The sequence below is a fragment of the Hymenobacter sp. YC55 genome (assembly GCF_029433095.1).
In the GTDB taxonomy this organism is placed as follows: Bacteria; Bacteroidota; Bacteroidia; order Cytophagales; family Hymenobacteraceae; genus Hymenobacter.
In genome coordinates, this window is record NZ_JARNTX010000001.1 from 680134 (window position 1) to 698761 (window position 18628).

The 18628-nt window shown below is 51.9% G+C and carries 14 protein-coding genes and 2 tRNA genes; 10 read left to right on the forward strand and 6 right to left on the reverse strand.

The window, feature by feature from the left end; genetic code table 11:
- Nucleotides 1-91 precede the first annotated feature (91 nt).
- Nucleotides 92-445 (forward strand): hypothetical protein, encoded by a 354-nt coding sequence (locus P1X16_RS02910; protein ID WP_277226196.1) that lies wholly within the window; start codon nucleotides 92-94, stop codon nucleotides 443-445.
- 142 nt (nucleotides 446-587) lie between these two features.
- Here P1X16_RS02910 and P1X16_RS02915 read toward each other — a convergent pair whose 3' ends face one another.
- Both P1X16_RS02915 and P1X16_RS02920 read right to left on the reverse strand, forming a co-directional pair.
- The gene (locus P1X16_RS02915) at nucleotides 588-3194 is read right to left on the reverse strand and encodes an ATP-dependent Clp protease ATP-binding subunit (RefSeq protein ID WP_277226198.1); all 2607 of its coding nucleotides are present in this window, start codon (nucleotides 3192-3194) and stop codon (nucleotides 588-590) included.
- 121 nt (nucleotides 3195-3315) lie between these two features.
- Complete coding sequence (locus tag P1X16_RS02920) at nucleotides 3316-3975, reverse strand: WbqC family protein (RefSeq protein WP_277226199.1); 660 nt, start codon at nucleotides 3973-3975, stop codon at nucleotides 3316-3318.
- A 246-nt stretch (nucleotides 3976-4221) separates the two neighbouring features.
- On the opposite strand from P1X16_RS02920, the gene P1X16_RS02925 reads away from it, so the two are divergent.
- Both P1X16_RS02925 and P1X16_RS02930 read left to right on the forward strand, forming a co-directional pair.
- A complete protein-coding gene (locus P1X16_RS02925; protein ID WP_277226201.1) occupies nucleotides 4222-5064 on the forward strand; it encodes a hypothetical protein in 843 nt (280 codons plus the stop codon).
- Nucleotides 5061-5963 (forward strand): lysophospholipid acyltransferase family protein, encoded by a 903-nt coding sequence (locus tag P1X16_RS02930; protein ID WP_277226202.1) that lies wholly within the window; start codon nucleotides 5061-5063, stop codon nucleotides 5961-5963. The genes P1X16_RS02925 and P1X16_RS02930 overlap by 4 nt, the downstream gene beginning before the upstream one ends.
- 60 nt (nucleotides 5964-6023) lie before the next feature.
- Here P1X16_RS02930 and P1X16_RS02935 read toward each other — a convergent pair whose 3' ends face one another.
- Nucleotides 6024-6656: an L-threonylcarbamoyladenylate synthase gene (locus tag P1X16_RS02935; RefSeq protein WP_277226204.1), complete on the reverse strand. Its 633-nt coding sequence runs from the start codon at nucleotides 6654-6656 to the stop codon at nucleotides 6024-6026.
- 188 nt (nucleotides 6657-6844) lie between these two features.
- Nucleotides 6845-7945, reverse strand: a complete 1101-nt coding sequence (locus P1X16_RS02940) for a T9SS type A sorting domain-containing protein (RefSeq protein WP_277226206.1) — start codon at nucleotides 7943-7945, stop codon at nucleotides 6845-6847.
- Nucleotides 7946-7965: 20 nt separating this feature from the next.
- On the opposite strand from P1X16_RS02940, the gene mltG reads away from it, so the two are divergent.
- The 7 genes from mltG (at nucleotide 7966) to P1X16_RS02975 (ending at nucleotide 13792) form a co-directional block, all read left to right on the forward strand.
- Nucleotides 7966-9042, forward strand: coding sequence for an endolytic transglycosylase MltG (gene mltG / locus P1X16_RS02945; protein ID WP_277226208.1), 1077 nt, complete (start codon nucleotides 7966-7968; stop codon nucleotides 9040-9042).
- A gap of 97 nt (nucleotides 9043-9139) precedes the next feature.
- On the forward strand, nucleotides 9140-9628 hold the full coding sequence (locus tag P1X16_RS02950) for a thioesterase family protein (RefSeq protein ID WP_346771229.1): 489 nt from the start codon (nucleotides 9140-9142) through the stop codon (nucleotides 9626-9628).
- A gap of 67 nt (nucleotides 9629-9695) precedes the next feature.
- A complete protein-coding gene (locus tag P1X16_RS02955) occupies nucleotides 9696-10700 on the forward strand; it encodes a YihY/virulence factor BrkB family protein (RefSeq protein WP_277226210.1) in 1005 nt (334 codons plus the stop codon).
- Between the two features lie 128 nt (nucleotides 10701-10828).
- Nucleotides 10829-10915 (forward strand) — tRNA-Ser (locus tag P1X16_RS02960).
- A gap of 92 nt (nucleotides 10916-11007) precedes the next feature.
- A tRNA-Ser gene (locus P1X16_RS02965) sits at nucleotides 11008-11092 on the forward strand.
- A gap of 260 nt (nucleotides 11093-11352) precedes the next feature.
- Nucleotides 11353-12627, forward strand: a complete 1275-nt coding sequence (locus P1X16_RS02970; RefSeq protein WP_277226212.1) for a zinc dependent phospholipase C family protein — start codon at nucleotides 11353-11355, stop codon at nucleotides 12625-12627.
- Nucleotides 12628-13366: 739 nt separating this feature from the next.
- The gene (locus P1X16_RS02975; RefSeq protein ID WP_277226214.1) at nucleotides 13367-13792 is read left to right on the forward strand and encodes a hypothetical protein; all 426 of its coding nucleotides are present in this window, start codon (nucleotides 13367-13369) and stop codon (nucleotides 13790-13792) included.
- A gap of 54 nt (nucleotides 13793-13846) precedes the next feature.
- On the opposite strand, the gene P1X16_RS02980 is transcribed toward P1X16_RS02975, so the two are convergent.
- Together P1X16_RS02980 and P1X16_RS02985 are read right to left on the reverse strand one after the other, a co-directional pair.
- Entirely contained in the window at nucleotides 13847-15280 is a 1434-nt protein-coding gene (locus P1X16_RS02980; RefSeq protein ID WP_277226216.1) for a TolC family protein, read from the reverse strand.
- A 204-nt stretch (nucleotides 15281-15484) separates the two neighbouring features.
- Nucleotides 15485-18562, reverse strand: coding sequence for an efflux RND transporter permease subunit (locus P1X16_RS02985; RefSeq protein WP_277226218.1), 3078 nt, complete (start codon nucleotides 18560-18562; stop codon nucleotides 15485-15487).
- Nucleotides 18563-18628: the final 66 nt, after the last annotated feature.

Sequence of the window (18628 nt, forward strand, 5' to 3'; positions counted from 1 at the left end):
TACTGCATCAACCTTGGCGGCAGCTAGAGGCCAATTTCAAAACGTTATTTTAGAGCTGTACTGCATAGCAATTGGAGAAAATATTTAGGCAATGTTAGACCAAACATTTTGTGAACATCTTGAATGGCAAATCGGAGGTGCACTACAACTCCTGTGGCAAACTGATGAGCGGTTGAAAGGCTTCTGGTGTGACGGCGTTTTGCCTCCTGACATTGACAGTGAGTATTCAAAAAAGCAGGTTCATGACAAACGGTGCGTTGTCACGAAAGCATTCGCAGGAAAAACAGGGCAAGGGGAATACAAACTGACATTATTATTTGGTAGAAAGACTTTAAGTAGATACACAAGAAATCTGCGCCTAGAAGAATGTGTGCCCAATGCTGAAAATAGTGACTGGCTTGAAGTAGACCCTGTAATGAATACTATGGTGGTACAACTCCTCTGAATGCACGAACCACCAAACATAGTATTCGCAAAAAAACGATTGGCGAATTACTGAGCCACTTTTCTATTTACTCGCTAGTGCCACAAACCAAAACGGCCGGCTCCTTTGCAGGAACCGGCCGTTTCTAGTCTGCGCTATTCGCTTACTTCTTGGAATCAACGTCGTCGCTTGGCTCAGGCTTTTCGGCTGGCCGCTCGTCACTGGCAAGGTTCTGCGGTTCGTCGCTCTTGCTCACGGTGAAGGTTAGCTCCTCGCTGCCTTCCGTGAAGTCGGCCGTGATAACGTCACCTTGCACAAGCTCCGCTTTCAGGATTTCCTCAGCAATCGGATCTTCGATGTACTTCTGGATAGCCCGGTTCAGCGGGCGAGCACCAAACTTCGGATCATATCCTTTCTCGGCCACGAAGTCCTTAGCAGCCTCCGTTAACTCAACACGGTATCCAAGCAACTGAATGCGGCTGAGCAACTTCGACAGCGAGATGTCGATGATGCGGTGAATGTCTTTCTTCTCGAGCGAGTTGAAGACAATCACATCGTCCAAACGGTTGAGGAACTCAGGCGAGAACGTCTTGCGCAGGGCGTTGGTGATGGTGCTCTTCGTCAACTCATCTAAATTCTCCTGACGGGCCTTCGTGCCGAAGCCGATGCCTGCACCGAAGTCCTGCAAGTCGCGGGCACCGATGTTGGAGGTCATGATGATGATGGTGTTGCGGAAATCCACCTTGCGGCCGAGGCCGTCGGTCAGGATACCATCGTCGAGTACTTGCAGCAGCAAGTTGTACACGTCGGGGTGCGCCTTCTCAATCTCGTCGAGCAGGATAACCGAGTACGGCTTGCGGCGGATTTTTTCCGTCAATTGACCGCCTTCTTCGTAACCTACGTAGCCGGGAGGTGCGCCCACCAGGCGCGAGATGCTGAACTTCTCCATGTACTCCGACATGTCGATGCGCACCAGCGAATCTTCTTTGTCGAAGAGGTAAGTAGCCAGTACTTTGGCAAGCTCGGTTTTACCAACACCTGTCGGGCCAAGGAACACAAACGAACCGATAGGCTTCTTAGGGTCTTTCAAGCCTACGCGGGTGCGCTGAATGGCTTTCACCAACTGCTTGATAGCCTTGTCCTGACCGATAACCTTGCCTTGCAGCTCTTCGCCCATATTCAAAAGCTTGGCGCTTTCGTTCTGCGCGACGCGGCTAACCGGAATACCGGTCATCATGGCAATGACCTCGGCTACGTTTTCTTCCTTAACGGTATAGCGCTTTTTCTTGGTCTCCTCTTCCCAATCCTTCTTGGCTTGGTCGAGTTGCTCCAATAGCTTCTTCTCGTTGTCGCGGAGCTTGGCAGCTTCCTCGTACTTCTGAGACTTCACTACGCGGTTCTTCTCGGTTTTGATGTTCTCGATGCTCTCTTCGAGCTTCAAGATATCCTCAGGAACCACGATGTTGTTGATGTGCACACGAGCACCAGCTTCATCCAAGATGTCGATGGCTTTGTCTGGCAGAAAACGGTCCGACATATAGCGGTCCGACAGTTTCACGCACGACTCAATAGCTTTATCAGTGTACACTACATGGTGGTGGTCCTGATATTTGTCTTTGATGTTGTGCAGGATTTCGATGGTTTCCTCGGGCGTGGTAGGGTCTACCATTACCATCTGGAAACGACGGGCCAAAGCACCATCTTTCTCGATGTACTGACGGTACTCATCGAGGGTGGTAGCACCGATGCATTGAATCTCGCCGCGGGCCAGAGCCGGCTTGAACATGTTGGAAGCATCCAGTGAGCCCGAAGCTCCACCAGCGCCTACAATCGTGTGCAGCTCGTCAATGAACAGAATCACGTCGGGCGACTTTTCCAGCTCGTTCATCACGGCCTTCATGCGCTCCTCGAACTGGCCACGGTACTTGGTACCTGCCACCAACGAGGCTAAGTCCAGCGTCACGACGCGCTTGCCAAATAGCACGCGCGATACTTTTTTCTGGATGATGCGCAGAGCTAGGCCTTCAGCAATAGCTGTTTTACCAACACCAGGCTCACCGATCAGAATCGGGTTGTTCTTTTTGCGGCGGCTCAGAATCTGGGCTACACGCTCAATTTCTTTTTCGCGACCAACAATGGGGTCCAGCTTGTCGTCTTCGGCTAGCTTAGTAAGGTCGCGACCAAAGTTGTCGAGTACAGGAGTACGCGACTTTTCGGTGCCTTTCTTAGGCGTGGCGCCAGCACCGGCACCGCCGCGGCCTGCACCACCGCCGAAGAGGCGGTCGTTGTCGTCGTCATCGGCCTCGGGGCCGTTGGTAGGGTTGTTCGCCGTGTTACCGTGGTAGTCCAGCGAATCGCGCACGGATTCGTAGTTCACGTTGAATTTGCTGAGAATTTGAGACGAAATATTGTCTTCATCGCGCAAGATTGACAACAGCAGATGCTCGGTGCCAATGATTTCGCTCTTGAAGATTTTAGCTTCGAGGTAGGTAATTTTGAGGACTTTCTCGGTCTGTTTCGTCAGCGGGATAGAGCCAGTGATGCTCGTGCCCTGCGTGGCCGTATTGCGAGTGGCTTGCTCGAGGGCATACTTCAGCTCGTCTACAGATACGCCCAACTTCTTGAGCAAACCGATAGCCGTGCCTTCCCCTTCGCGAATCATGCCCAACAATAAGTGTTCGGTACCGATATAATCGTGCCCGAGCCGGATGGCCTCTTCCCGGCTCAGAGAGATGACCTCTTTGACTCGATTTGAGAATTTAGCTTCCATGCAGATAAGGTAGTGAAGAAAAACGGAACCCCGCAAGCGCAGTAAAAGCGTTTTCCGGCGGGTTGGGCCGTAGTAATCTGAAAACAGATATAAACGGGCGATGGTTCGGGCGGCAGATATACTACACGAGAAAATTGCCGGCAGCCGGGCCCTGCATAAACAACAGGTCTAGGATGCTCAGTCCCGATACAAAATCTTTACCAAAGGTCTGCGTGTACATTTGTACCGACTTCCTGTCAGGTTCAGATGTCACGAGTGCCTTTGGTGTCAGTGAGTCACGACAGTCCTTTACTTCATTGGCTACTTGATCAACAGAGTAAGAGGGCGATGTCGTTGCAGGATAGCTAGAAAAATACTCGGTGGTAAACTCCACGGGAGTCCGCAACCGAAGACAGCGCAGGTAGAAGCGCAAGAAAGCAAGATTCAGATCGAATAGGCGTTGATGCTTTTGTACGTAGATATCGTGCAGATAGTCGGAGTAGTATTCGAAATACGGTGTACCGCCATAAGCAGTTTGGATGGTTCGCCAGTGCTGGTGCACCCAATTCTGGCGGTAATCAATCTCTATGTCGGTAATCTTTACTTTCTCACTACGGTTGCCATCAACCACAGGAACAGTGAGCGGCTTAACGCCCTGGGCTGTTAGAATGAGGCAACGGTTGCGGTAAGTTTGTTTGTGGTAGTGCTCTTGCGTTTCTAACCTTAGTGCTTCAGCCCCAATAATTTCCGAGAAAAAGGGGAGCGGCGGGTGGTATTGGGATTCAAAAAGTACGATAGGCATTGGAAACATGCAAGAAGAAAAAACAACATGACGTTGAGCCTGCAAAGTAGCTGGCGTTCCAATGCAAAGACTATTGACAAGGTTGAAACTTGTGGCTGTAGGGGCCGCCGAAGTGAGATGTTAAAGAGCTTTAACCATATGAATAAAATTATGGCTCCCGCCAATAATTCACATTCCAGTTAAAGTCGCCCTACCTTTGCCAGCCAATTTGACACAATGCGCGCGTTCTACTTTCTACTGCTAATAATGCTGCCACTAGCCAGTTCGGCGGTGGCTGCTCAGCCCCAACTTCTACTGGATGTGGCTCGGTTCCGCAATACGGACACGAGCGTAAAAGGTAATGTAGTGGAACTATATGCCACCGTGCCTACCCAATGGCTGACGTACATGCGTCGGGCCCCGAAAATGTATCAGGCTGCCGCCGTGCTGACACTAGAAATCATCCGGCCTGATGGACAAGCAGCTTATCAGGAAACTGTCACGCTCAAGCCACCCGTACTAAGTGATACTACCGCTGCCATCAAAAATCCCCTTAGCTTTCAGAAGCGGGTGGTACTGCCTGATGGTACATATAACATTCGCGGGTTGGTGCGGGACCAGTATCGTTCTGCTCAACAAGCATTGCTGGAATTGCCGCTGGTGCTAGCCTCTACAGACACCAAACCAGCCCTTAGCGATATTGTGCTTCTGGCGAAACCAGCCGCTAAAGGCGCAGAAGCCAGCAACTTTAGTCGTGGTGGCTTTAGCCTGACGCGCACTCCTGGTGGCCTATATACCCGCGGAGCCGATAAGCTCTGGTTCTATACCGAACTGTACAATGTAGCTCCCGAGCAAGAGTTGCAACTGCGCTACCGGTTACGCCGAGTTGGAAGCAAGACGGACGCTTTTGCTTTGCCGGGTACTACTCGCGGACTCTCGGGTCGGCCTACGCCTATTACCACCGAGCTAGATCTAAGCAAGCTGCCTGCTGGCGACTATGTCCTTACAGTGGAAGTTCGAACTCCTAAGCTACTTCTAGCCTCTCAAACTGCTACCGTGCATCGTATGCCGAACGACTACGCTCCAAGCGGTGCAGGCCCTGCCCGATGAGCAAGTCTGTTTCTAAATCCTATGCTTGGTACTACCACCCGCTTGGTTGGCTCCTGCGTGGGCTAGCGCACCTGCCATTTACTGTGCTTTATTGGTTAGCTAGCTTTATTTACCTTTTGATGGCTTACGTAGTGCGGTATCGTCGGCGGGTGGTGCTTACCAATCTGCGCAATTCGTTTCCGGAAAAGTCGGAAAGCGAAATTCAGCGGATTCAGCGCTTGTTCTACCGCAACTTCGCGCAGGTTATAGTCGAAACGCTGAAGCTGGCCGCAATGTCGGAGGCTGAGCTAAAGCGACGGGTCACGTTCAGTAACCCGGAAGTTCTAGAGCGGCATTTTGCGCAAGGACGTACTGTGCTTGGTTTATCGTCGCACGCTGGTAACTGGGAGTGGGTGCTTACCTCTGGGGCGCTCTGGTTGTCGGCGCACGTAGACGGCGTGTATAAGCCGTTGATGAATCCTTTCTTCGAGAATTTTATGCGGCAGCTACGCACAGGTACAGGTGCTGGCTTGATACCCATGCGAGACACTTTGCGCGACCTAATCCAGCGGCGGGGTGAAACACGGGTAGTTAGCCTCCTTTCCGACCAGGCGGCCGGACCTGAGGACCGGCCTTACTGGACAACTTTCATGAATCAGGAAGCCGGCTTTTATACAAGTGCCGAGCGTTTAGCTAGCCGTTTCAACTGCCCAGTTGTGTACGTAGGCATTCACCGCCTGCATCGGGGCCGGTACGAAATCGTGCTGGCCGACCTCTACGACGGTGATTCCCCTCTGCCTACCGATAGTTTTCCTATTACCGAGTCGTTTGTGCAACTCTTAGAGGCCGACATTCGCTCTTTCCCCTCCGACTATCTCTGGAGCCACAGGAGATGGAAACACAAAAGAGTAAGGAGCTGAAAATCGACAAGAACATTCTCTTGCTTTTAGCTCCTTACTCTTTTGTGCTTTTGACTCTTCTTACAAATACTGCTCGATATCACCAGCGCCCTGGCGAACTAGCTCGAAGTCGTCGTTGGTGCAGTCGATGATGGTGCTAGGGGTATTGCCGCCGAAGCCGCCGTCGATTACCAAGTCTACGAGCAAGCGGTACTTCTCGTAAATCAGGTCGGGGTCGGTTACATACTCTTCCAGGGTGTTTTCATCTTCGCGCACCGAAGTGCTGATGATGGGGTTGCCGAGTTCTTTCACCAGCTGAATGATAATGGTATTGTCGGGCACCCGAATACCTACTGTTTTGCGCTTGTTGCCGCCTTGGCGTGGAGCCTTAGCGCTGGCCTCGAAAATAAAAGTAAACGGACCGGGAAGGGCTTTCTTAAGCACCTTGTAAGTGGGCGTAGTAATGCCGTGCGCGTAATCGGAAATGTGGGAAAGGTCGGAGCAGATAAAGCTCAAGTTGGCCTTGTCGGGATTGAGGCCTTTGATGCGGCAAAGCCGCTCTACCGCTTTAGCGTTGTGAATGTCGCAGCCGATACCGTAGACTGTATCCGTGGGGTAGATAATGATGCCACCTTTGCGTAGCACTTCCACTACTTGTTGAATACGATTCTGGGGTGGATTATCAGGATGAATGCGGAGCAGCGTAGCAGGCATGATGAAACAGGGGAGTGGCAGGTGAAACAAACGGCCCGGCGGCCGGAGCGGGGCAAGGTAGCCGATGTGGCAGACTTCTGCTTACAATCTTCGTGTAAAATTGCTATTAGGTTACTTGCCTTCTAAATCCAGCTCACAAAAAAGCCTCTACCAAAAGGCAGAGGCTTTTCTATTGAAACTGAAATAGATTAACGCTTGATCACCTTGTGAACCGAGCTTTCGGTGCCGTCATTAACGGTGATCGTATAACTGCCCGCAGGTAGGCTGTGCAAGTCAAATGTGCCATCAGCAGCAGTGGTGCCACTCGCTACTTTGCGGCCAGTCAGATCAGCTACTATCACAGAAGCTTTGGTTCTTTTACCATTCACTTGAATGCTCAATACATCTGTGGCTGGGTTTGGGAACAAGCTCACGGCGCTGGTTTTTACTGCATTTTGGGTACTCAAAGGTCTGGAACTGACTACGCCATAAGTGCGCACGTTGTCGAGGCGCCAAGAGCCGCCTCCGGCTTCTGCATTGTAGCCGTAAATACGAAACTCCACTGGCGTTGTGAGGGCAGCAAAGCTAGCCGGTAATACTATTTTCTTGTTAGCACGTGTCTGATCGTCATCGGGCACAGTCACCGTTATGATGTTAGCTGTGAAATTGTCTAGACTAGAGCGAACAGCCCATTCACGAATACCAGTACCTGAACGGCGTTCATCTAACACCACGCTATCTAGCCGCATTTGGAAGCCAGTAGCTGGCTGTACTGAGAATGCGAAGTAGTCGGTGGCATCAAGAGCTGCTGAAGTCCAGTTGGTAGCTGCGAATGTATTGGCACCAGCAGAAGCTGTGACGCCCGCTCCGCGCGACATCGGGCTAAAGGAGGCATTGATAGGCTGCGCATCTACTGCAACAGTGGCTTCAGAACCAGTCGCACCCGTAAAAGTATAGGTGGCTATTTGAGCATGCGCTACGCTGCTGAATAGGCCAAAGGATACCAAAAGGGTTAAATTTTTTAACCGTAAAGAGTACAAATCTTTCATGTAATTAAAGAAGAGAATGGATAATGTGAAGAAGTAAGTGAAGTCGTTTGTCGGCACAAAGCGCCTTGAAAATGTGTAAATGAAGGGTTGTAGAAAATGGTAGTTGTATGGCATAACAAATGTAACATCACAAACCCAATAGCCTGCATACATAACCTGGACATTAGCCACTACTGGATTCCACGTACTTTTGAAGTGGCAAATCCGCTTCAAACTGTTTCGCTTATTCAAGCTGTCAACCAGAAGTTCTTCTGGTAACATTCCTGACCTATCTGTTCCCGATGACCAAACCCCGCATCGACTACAAAGCCAAGGCGACTCGCCGCCGCAATATTTACTCCTACACGGTAGGTATTATTGGCTTGCTGCTCATTACGTTTTCTTATTACTTCTATCAGGTTTTCTTTACGCCCAACGTGGAAACGAAGGGCCACCCCACATACGTGGTCGTACGGCGCGGCCAATCAGCCAAATCGGTGCTCGACTCGATTGATGCATCGGGCGTTATTGTCGACAAGCTGTCCTTGCACTTTGTGGCGCGCCTGATGAAGTACGATCAGCTAGTGCGGCCTGGCCGCTACGAGTTGAAGGACGGATATACTAACCGTCAACTTATCAACGACCTGCGCACTGGCCGTAACCGGCTGCCGTTGCTGCTTACTTTCCAAAACATCCGGTTGCGCGAAGATTTAGCCCGTAAGCTGGCGACTACCATCGATGCCCGGCCTGGGCAGTTTGACAGCCTACTCAACAGCCCTAGCTACACCAAGAGCTTGGGCTTTGATACCACAAGCATTCTTACCATGTTCATTCCGAACACGTACGAGCTGCCTTGGAATGCGTCGGCTAACAACCTCATGCAACGCATGAAGAAAGAATATGAGCGGTTCTGGACGCCTGAGCGCGACGCCAAACGCGAAAAACTAAACCTGACTCGGGCTCAGGTAAGTACGCTGGCCAGCATAGTGGAAGCCGAGCAGCAACAGCATGCCGATGAGCGGCCCCGCGTGGCGGGCGTGTACCTCAACCGCCTCAAGCGCGGCATGAAGCTGCAAGCCGACCCAACCGTGGTGTACGCCAACAATGATTTTACTATCAAGCGAGTACTCAACGTACACCTAACCAAGGACTCGCCTTACAATACGTATATGTACGCTGGGCTACCGCCTGGCCCCATCAACCTGCCTAGCATTGCGAGCATCGACGCTGTTCTCAAACCCGAAAAGCACGATTACCTCTATTTCTGCGCCAAAGAAGACTTCAGTGGCTACCACGCCTTTGCTCGTAATGAGCAAGAGCACCTCGTGAATGCCCGCCGTTACCAGGCCGCGCTGAGTCGTGCAGGAATTATGAAGTAAGGGTACAGGATTGGATTGAATGGCTGAATCGGTAAATGGTTAGCTGTTCAAGCGAATAATTGACTTACCAGCCATTTACCGATCCAGCCATTCAGCCATGTACCAATCCGACACCAAAATTCGAGTCCGCTACGCCGAAACCGACCAAATGGGCTACGTGTACCACGGCAACTACGCGGCTTTCTTTGAAGTGTGCCGTACCGAAGCGTTTCGCCAGTTGGGCATCAGCTACAAAGACCTCGAAGCCAGTGGTGTGGGGATGCCAGTAGGAGAAATTAGGACCCGCTTCCGGCGGCCCGCTCGCTACGACGACTTGCTTACGGTGCGCCTGTTGCTACGTCAGCCTCCTGAAGGGTCGCGAGTGATGTTTGAATATGAAATCTATAACGAGGCAAATGAGTTGTTAACGGAAGGCCATACGCTGATGGTATTCGTAAGCACCAGCAATGGGCGGCCTGTTCCGATTCCAGAGCAAATCAAAGCAAAGCTTGCTCCGTATTTCACAGATGACGAACTGACTAGCCCACTTACGCCACCTCAAGCTCCCGTAGATGCCCCCGCGCCCGCCGCGTTTTTGAAAAAGTAAATAGTTGTTGAATGGCTGCTTATTGGTCATTGCAACGAGCCGCCCCTTAGTAATTAATAAGCATCCCATGCACCTGCCAGTTCGTCGGTACCATTTGCCGGACTTGCGCCGTCGGCGTAGTTACCGGCGGTTTATTGTGTGGTTAAAGCGGTTGCGTATTGCCGGTGGCAAGGCGTCCGTATACGATGTGGTGGACCGGATGATTCAGGAACTGAAGCAGGATAGTGTGGAGAAGCGAGCCGGCTACATGGCTTTCAACTTCACCGTGGCTCTGTTCCCAACCATCATCTTTTTGTTCACCCTGATTCCTTACCTGCCTATCCCCAACCTCAACGTCGATATTCTGCAGTTTCTGGCCGACTTGATTCCGGGGGAGATGTACAAAGTAGTGTCGGGCACCATCGAGGACATTGTAAACATCCCACACGGGGGGTTGCTTTCTTTCGGTTTTGCTACCGCCTTGGTGCTAAGTAGCAACGGCATCATGGCACTACTCGATGCCTTCGAGAAGAAGTATCCCTCATTCAAGAAGCGGACGTATGTGCGCAAGCGCGTAATTGCCACACTACTAACGGTAGTACTTTCAGCCGTACTGCTAGTGTCGGTGGCGGGTATCTTCTTCGGTACGTATATAATTGATGCGCTGGTGTTCGAGGAAATAGTGCCTGAGCAGTATACCAGCGAGTTAATTACGGTCATCAAATACGGTTCGGTGGTTGGGCTGTTTCTGCTCACTACCTGCTTGGTGTACTACTATGTGCCGCCAGTGCACGACAAGTGGCCGTTTTTTTCGGCAGGGGCGGTGGTAGCCACGTTGCTTATATTCTTGGTGTCGTTTCTGTTTATTCTCTACGTCAAGATTTTCGATTCTTACAACCACTTCTACGGCTCTATTGGAGCGCTTGTGGGCTTTATGGTCTGGCTGGACTTTGTGTGCATGACCCTAATCGTCGGCTTTGAAGTGAACGTGAGCATTGACGCCGTAACCGGGCGTCTGCGCCAAGAGTCCAACGGTCTACGGTTATTAAATCGACTGCGAGGCAAAGAAAAAATTGCGAAAGTTAGAGCCTGATAATCAGTGGTAAGTGCGCTTGCGAAGCACAAAACACGGTTAAGGCTGGAAAAATATGTAGTTAAAAGTTGTGACGAGTGCAGGACGCTGCTACTTTTGTCGTCCCAAATTGACCGATTTGGATTAATAGAGAGGTGGCAGAGTGGTCGAATGCGACGGATTCGAAATCCGTTATACCTGCAAGGGTATCGGGGGTTCGAATCCCCCCCTCTCTACTTTTTATAGTGAACATTTGCTGTTCGTGGTCTAACAATCATTTTAAGGTGTTAGATTTGTCGCATAGTGAATGACAAATGTCAATTGACCCAGAGAGCTGGCAGAGTGGTCGATTGCGGCGGTCTTGAAAACCGTTGAGGGTTAAACCTCCGGGGGTTCGAATCCCTCGCTCTCTACAAAAAGCCCCGTTTTCATATAGAAAACGGGGCTTTGTTTTTAGTCTGAAGCCACAAATAAGCGTGCATACAACACCTTGCATTCCGTGGTCTCATTGTGGTGGCTAGCGGGCAGGCGGAGTAGGGGATGGTGGTGTTGCGAAGTTTATTGGCCTGTGTCCGTTGCTTATGGACACAACTCCTGTTGTGCTTGCGCGTACTGCACAATGCTTTTAAGGCTTCGGAATGACCCGTCAGCCTGTCAAGGTCCATTTTACATCATGCTTAATTGGTTGTTTCGGAGTCTGGTGTTGGTGGTGCTGTTGGTTCCTTTTTCCGCCTCAGGCTATTCGGTGCTTACCCACCAAGCTAATATTGACTCGTCGTGGACGCGCTGCTTACTGCCGCTGTTGCAGCGACGATACCCGGGCGCCACTGAAGAGCAACTGACCGAGGCAAAAGCCTACGCCTACGGAGGGTCAATCTTGCAGGATATGGGGTACTATCCCATGGGTTCTAAGTTATTTACCAACCTGACCCATTATGTGCGCAGCGGCGATTTTGTGCGTAATCTGCTTAGCGAAGCGCACAACCGCAACGAATATGCTTTTGCGCTAGGGGCGCTAGCGCACTACACAGCCGATATTATTGGCCATCCGGAGGGAACAAATAAGGCCATGCCCTCGGTGTATCCAGAGCTCCAACAGAAGTTCGGTAACAACATCACGTACGAGGAGGCACCTATTCAGCACACGCAGCTCGAGTTTGCGTTCGATGTGGTGCAACTAGCTAGTGGCCGTTACCGCACCGCCGAGTACCAGCGCTCCATTGGGTTTCAGGTTTCGAAACCAGTATTGGAACGTGCTTTCTACAAAACATATGGCCTAGAGCTAGGGAAAATAGTTTTCAATGTAGACTTAGCAGTCGGGTCATTCCGGTTTGCTGTACGCCAGCTAATTCCCATTGCAAGTCGGGCAGCCTGGCAGGCGCAGAAAAAAGAAATTCGGCGCCTCAGCCCTCGAGCGCGGCGCCGCGAATACGTTTTCAATCAAAGCGAAAAAGAGTACCGGAAGCGTTACGGAACCGATTACCAAAAGCCCGGTACTGGGGCGCGCATCCTGTCATACTTCGTACGGGTACTGCCCAAGATTGGGCCGCTTCGTCCGTTTGCGTTCAAGCTGCCCACGCCCGAAGCCCAAACCTTGTTTAAAGCAAGCTTCAAGAACGTAATGTCTCAATATTGCCATTTAGTAGAAGCCGAGCCGCAAGACACAACGAGTACGGCACGGCGGGTTCTGCCTAATACCGACTTTGATACAGGCCGCCCAACTAAAGTAGGAGAGTACGATCTGACCGATGAAACTTACGGTGAGTGGTTACGCCAGCTCTCCGACAACAAGTTTGTTGGCCTTACAGCCCCGGCCCAACAGAATATTCTAGCGTTTTTCGGGCCAGCACCTAAGGCACCAGTCGATGAAGATGAAAAGGAAGAGAAGACCAGAGCCAAGACAATGGAAGCATTGAAGCAGTTGCGGGCTCTGAAAGTTGCGCCATAGCTGTTTGGGAGCTTCTTATCTAACCTCAATCTGAGACGCACTGTAGGAGGAACTGCACGCAGTTGGCATACCTCCGTATCAAGCAAAAAAGCCCGCCAGAATATCTGGTGGGCTTTTTTCATTTGAGAACTAAAGTGTTTCACCGATAACAAGTGCCGTGCGAAGTGCTTTAGGATGGTGATGGCGCTACTTGTAGGCGCGGTAGCTAGAGTGGTGCAAGCAAAGCGGAAACCGATTTGCCGTTTTCAGTGGCACGCGGGGTAACAACCGGAAAATCGGGGTGATGGCAACAGCTTCAAATGAGGCGAAAGCCGAGCCCACCACCAGCGTCAATGCAAGCAACAACCGACAAACACAAGTAACCATGGTGCAATAGGTATGTAGATAGAGCAGATACTTCTGCCGGCTAGCCACTACCAAACCGGTGAAGAAGTAGCCAAAACTATAGCACCCTGAGCAGGCGAATGAGGCTATTCGTTGAGCTTAGGCAATACCGCCACCAAACCCGTCCGTATCACGACGAAGCAATAGCGAGCAGTTACAATGGAAGTTGTTGCTCTCCTATTGAGTGGTATGCCGACTTCTTATCCTAGCAATGATACAACTACTTGGTAGTGAATTTATAGCAACTGCATGCTCTTTCGATGTGAGCGGATCAAGCGTGTCAACAAGACAATTTTCTTTGTCATTGTAACTCGTCGCTAGCAGCCAAGTGGCGTAAGATTGTCGTTAATGAGGTATGCGTATATTCAAAAACATAGATTCTATCGATGAAAGCGTCTGTGAGTTGTCTTTTGACGAAGACGAGCAATGGTTGCGTGCTACTTGGATAGGCTACATCGATTCGCAGGAGGCGTATAACGGCGCCATGGATTTCTTAGGCACCCTGCATACGTTTCACTGTCCTTACTTGCTCAACGACAATAGTGGCTTGCGCGGCCCCTGGTTCGACTCCGTGGAGTGGCTGCGTACCACGTGGGCTCCACAGGCTGAGCGCTTAGGTTTGCGTTACGTAGCCCATGTTGCTCAGCCCCAAGATCTGGCACACCAAGTTGCCGTGTTAGAAACCAACTCGTTCGGCGGTGATGTGCAAATTCAGATATTCGACCACGTATCCGAAGCCGAAGAGTGGCTGCGCGAGCAACGTAACAAAGCAACAGCTTAATCTATCCCAAGCATTGAAATAGGCATGTTGCTCTGCGCAGTAGTTGCCAGTTGGTTATTGGGCTTGCACTAAGCCACTGCTTAGGCGGCGCAACACTATCTCGGCTTGTTTAGCCTGATACCGGATGTCAAGCAAACGCACTTCAGCGTCGAGCTGGGTACGTTGTGCTTCGCGCAAAACGATGGGCGTGAGTAGCCCGAGGCGGTAGCGCTCCAACGCAATAGCCACGTTTTCGCGCGCCAGCAGAATATTGGTTTCCTCAAGTTCCAGCAGTTGCAAGCGGTTTTGGTACTGGGCAAACGCTTGCTCAGCCTCAGCCTCTAGCTGTAGCTGGGTTTGGTTGAGCAGCAGCTGGCTTTGCTCTTCGGCTATGCGGGCATTCTGCTCGAGGCGGCTTCGGTTGAAGCCATCGAAAATGGGAACAGAGGCTACCACGCCGTAATTAGGGCCGAAGACCCGGTTGGTGTTGGAACCCAACACACTACCGTTGGCGGTATTGATGAGGAAGGCATTGTTGATGTTGCGGTTCACACCGTAGCCGCCGGTTAAGCCAAGCTGCGGAAACCGGCTTGCCCGCACAAGTCGCCGGTCGTAGGTCGCAACTTGGGTATTGAGCTTGGCTTGTTGCAAGCGAGGGTTGCTTTGGAGTAGTGCCTGATTTACGGTTTCGCGCGTCAAGTCACGGGAAACGACGATAGAATCGGCAGGGCTGAAGTCGATGCGGGGTGCGCGGCCGAGGAGGGTGTTGAGGTTGACTTTCGCGCGTTGCAGGAGTTCCTGCTGTTGAATCAGGATAGAGCGGTCGGCATTGTAGTCTACGCGCGCCGTAAGCACTTCTACCTTGGCGCTGGCGCCTACATCCACACGTGCCTGCGTGAGGTCGATGCGTGCTTGCCCAATCTTAAGAGCTTCTTCAATAGAACCAATTTTGCCGAACTCTCGCACCACCGCATAATACGCGTCGGTGATGTTGGTGACCGTTTCTTCGATGGTAGCCCGCGTAAGCTGGCGTTGGCTTTGGTCGAGCGCTTTGAGCCGGTCGTAGGCAATAAACATCCCGAGTCCATCGAAGATGGTCCAGGTGCCCGACACGTTTGCATTAAGAGCGTTGGCTTTACCGCCATTGATAACCACTGGCGCTGACTGCTCCCGTACCTGCCGAGTGTTGTTCACATTGAAGGTGCGGGTAAAATTGCCGTTTGCGACTGGCAGTTGGCCGGCGTTGCCGCGCGTCACGTTGTTTTCCGCAATTCGCTCGTCTTGGCGTGATACCCGAATGTCGTAGTTGTTTTCCAGACCAATACGGATGGCTTCGGCCAGTGTAAGAGGTGCGGCGGCGGCTACAGTTTCCGGCTTTTCGGTCTGAGGTTTCGACCGGGGTTCCTGCGCGGGCCGGGCTGGTTGTGTTGGCTGTTGGGCGAGGGCCGCAAAAGGGAAGAGCAGCAGGGCCGCACCCAAACAACGAAAACGATAGAATTGAAACTGCATTCGGGAAACTATGCTAGAACTAAAAGCAAGTCCGCTTCTCCGGTGAGAAGGGGAGGGGCGTCGAAATGAAGCCCGAATAATGGTGAACTGTCAGCAAAAATGGCATTGCTCTCGTACAATGCCGGCAGTACAGCAGTAAGGTAATTTCAAGCAACAAATAAGCCCCTAGTTCCAGACTGATTCAAGCACTAGGGGCTTTTTCACTTAGGCTACTGCTTTCTTAGGCTTCACCTTGGCGCTGTGTTTCTTGGCCGTAGCGAAGTACGAATACATCACGGGTACCACGTACAGCGTGAGTCCGGTGGCGAAAAACAAACCACCTACCACGCCAATACCCATGGCACGGCGGCTAAGCGCACCCGCACCCGTGGCAATAGCAATGGGCAGAATGCCTAGGATAGCGCAAAGGCTGGTCATCAGAATCGGGCGGAAGCGGGCCGTAGCTCCTTCAATCAAGCCGGTCATGTAGTCTTTGCCTTGCTCTACTTGCTGGTTGGCGAATTCCACGATAAGGATACCGTTTTTGGTCACCAGTCCGATCAGCATGATGATGCCAATCTGCGAGAACAGGTTCAGGGTTTGGTTGAAGTACCACAAGCTCAGCAATGCCCCCGATAGTGCCAGCGGCACCGTCACCATGATAACAACCGGGTCGCGGAAGCTCTCAAATTGAGCAGCCAACACCAAATAAATTAGCACCAGCGCCAAGCCGAAAGCAAAGATGAGGGAAGAGGAGCTTTCCTGAAAGTCGCGGGAAGCACCGGCTAGCTCTGTAGTGAATGTTTCGTCGAGTTGTTTATCGGCAATGGCTTGCATGGCGGCTATACCATCGCCGAGCGACTTGCCGGGCGCCAACGAAGCGGAGAACGTGGCCGAGTTGTAGCGGTTGAAGCGGTAGAGCTGAGGTGGCGTGCTGCTTTCAGTTAAGCGAATCACGTTGTCGAGCTGCACCAGTTGGCCATCAGCACTCTTTACTGACAGCAGTCGTACGTCGAGCGGTTGGTTACGGTCTTCGCGCGCCACCTGCCCGATAATCTGGTATTGCTTGCTGTCCTTGATGAAGTAGCCGTAGCGCTGGCCGCTCAGTCCTGATTGCAACGTCTGGCTGATGCTCTGCACCGAAACGCCAAGGCTCTGCGCTTTCTCCCGGTCAATAGTAACGCGCAGTTCGGGCTTGTTGAACTTCAAGTCCACGTCGGCAAACTGAAAGGTGGGGTCTTGGCGAGCAGCTTCCAGAAACTTAGGTACGGCAGCGCGCAGCTTCTCGAAGTCCTGGGTCTGAACAACGAACTGCACCGGCAAACCGCCGCCCCCGTTACCAATACTCTGGTCTTGCGACACCGAAGTGCGGGCGGCAGTTAAGCGCTTAACGCCCGCCGATAGTTTCGTGGCAATTTGGTCCTGCGTGAAAGGGCGTTTGTCGGCATCAAGCAGCAATACGCGGGCCCGGCCGGAGTTGGAGCCGCCACCAAAGCCTGGCGACGTTACGGCATATACGCTACTTAGGCTGCCGTCATCCGTCGAGTCCACGGCCATCTTGCTGAGTTGGTCCATGTAGGAGTCCATAAACTCGAACGATGCACCTTCCGGGCCGGTAGCATTCAGGTTGATACGGCTCCGGTCTTCCACTGGGGCCAGTTCCGATGGAATCGTGTTCATGAAAAACCAAGTGCCTACTCCAGTGCCCACTACCACCAGCCACGCTAGCCACCGGTTGCGCAAGAAGGTTTGCAGACTTTCCTGATAACCACCAATAAGCCGCTCGAAGAATGGCTCTGTTTTGCGGTAAAACCAGTTGTGCTTTTCTTGGCGCTTGAGCAGCACCGAGCACATCATGGGCGTAAGGGTAAGCGACACGAAAGCTGAAATCAGTACCGAACCGGCCACCACAATGCCAAACTCGCGGAACAAACGGCCTGTAATACCTGACAGGAATACCACTGGCAGGAACACCGCCGCCAGTACTACGGTAGTACTTACAACGGCCAGCAGAATCTCTTCGGAACCCTTAATAGCGGCGGTTTTGGGGTCTTCGCCGTCCTCGATGCGCGAGTAGATATTCTCCAGTACCACAATTGCGTCGTCTACCACAAGGCCAATGGCCAGCACGATGGCGAGCAGTGTAAGTACGTTGATGGAGAAGTTGAGTAGGTACATCACAAAGAAGATACCAACCAACGACACCGGAATGGCTACCACAGGAATAAGGGTGGAGCGCCAATCGCGCAAGAACAGGAAGATAATAACCACCACCAGCACGAACGCCTCAACGATGGTGTGCTCTACCTCGCCAATAGACTGACGGATAAATACCGAGTTGTCGAAACCAGCTTTCAGTACCAAATCCTTAGGCAAGTCCTTACCATAAAGCTCGATACGCTTGTTCCACTCATCGGCAATATCAATCTGGTTGGAGCCGGGCTGCGGAATAACGGCAATACCTACCATCGGTACCCCGTTCACTTTAAAAATGGTCTGGTCGTTTTCAGGATAGAGCTCCGCATAGCCGACATCCGTCAGACGCACTAAAGAGGATGCGTCCTTACGGATGATAAGGTTGTTGAAGTCTTCGACCGTGGTAAGGCGCCCCATGGTCCGGAGCGTGAGCTGGGTAGCTTGGCCCTGCACGGCGCCACTGGGCAGTTCCACGTTTTCGCGGGTGAGGGCAGCCTGTACGTCTACGGGGCTAACACCTAGCGCCGACAGTTTCACCGGGTCCAACCAAAGGCGCATCGAGTATCTACGCTCTCCAAATACCCGCACTTCTGACACGCCAGGAATGGTTTGGAGGCGCTCCTTAAGCGTGTTATTGGCGTAGTCAGTTAATTGAAGCAGGTCGCGCTGGTTGCTGCTGAGGTAGGTCATTACAATAGGTTGCGAGTCGGCGTTAGCCTTGCTCACTACCGGAGGATCAATGTCGCGCGGTAGGCGGCCCTGGGCACCCGATACCTTATCGCGCACGTCGTTAGCCGCTGTTTCTAAGTCGGCATCCAGGTCGAACTCCACTGTAATCTGGGTCCGGCCATCACGCGAGTTAGACGTCAGGTTCTTGATACCAGCAATACCGTTTAGGGCTTCTTCCAGAGGTTCCGTAACCTGGCCCTGCATAACGTCGGCCGAGGCACCCGTGTAACTAGCGGATACGGAAATAATAGGAGGGTCAACGCTAGGGTACTCCCGAATACTGAGATACCGAAACCCGATAACGCCGAATATCACGATGACGAGGCTCATCACGATAGCGAGGACCGGGCGGTTGATACTGGTTGATGATAAACTCATATATGTTTCACACAGTGTTTCTCAATGAAAAATGCGGGTTCGCATTATGTTGTTTACAATAGCTTG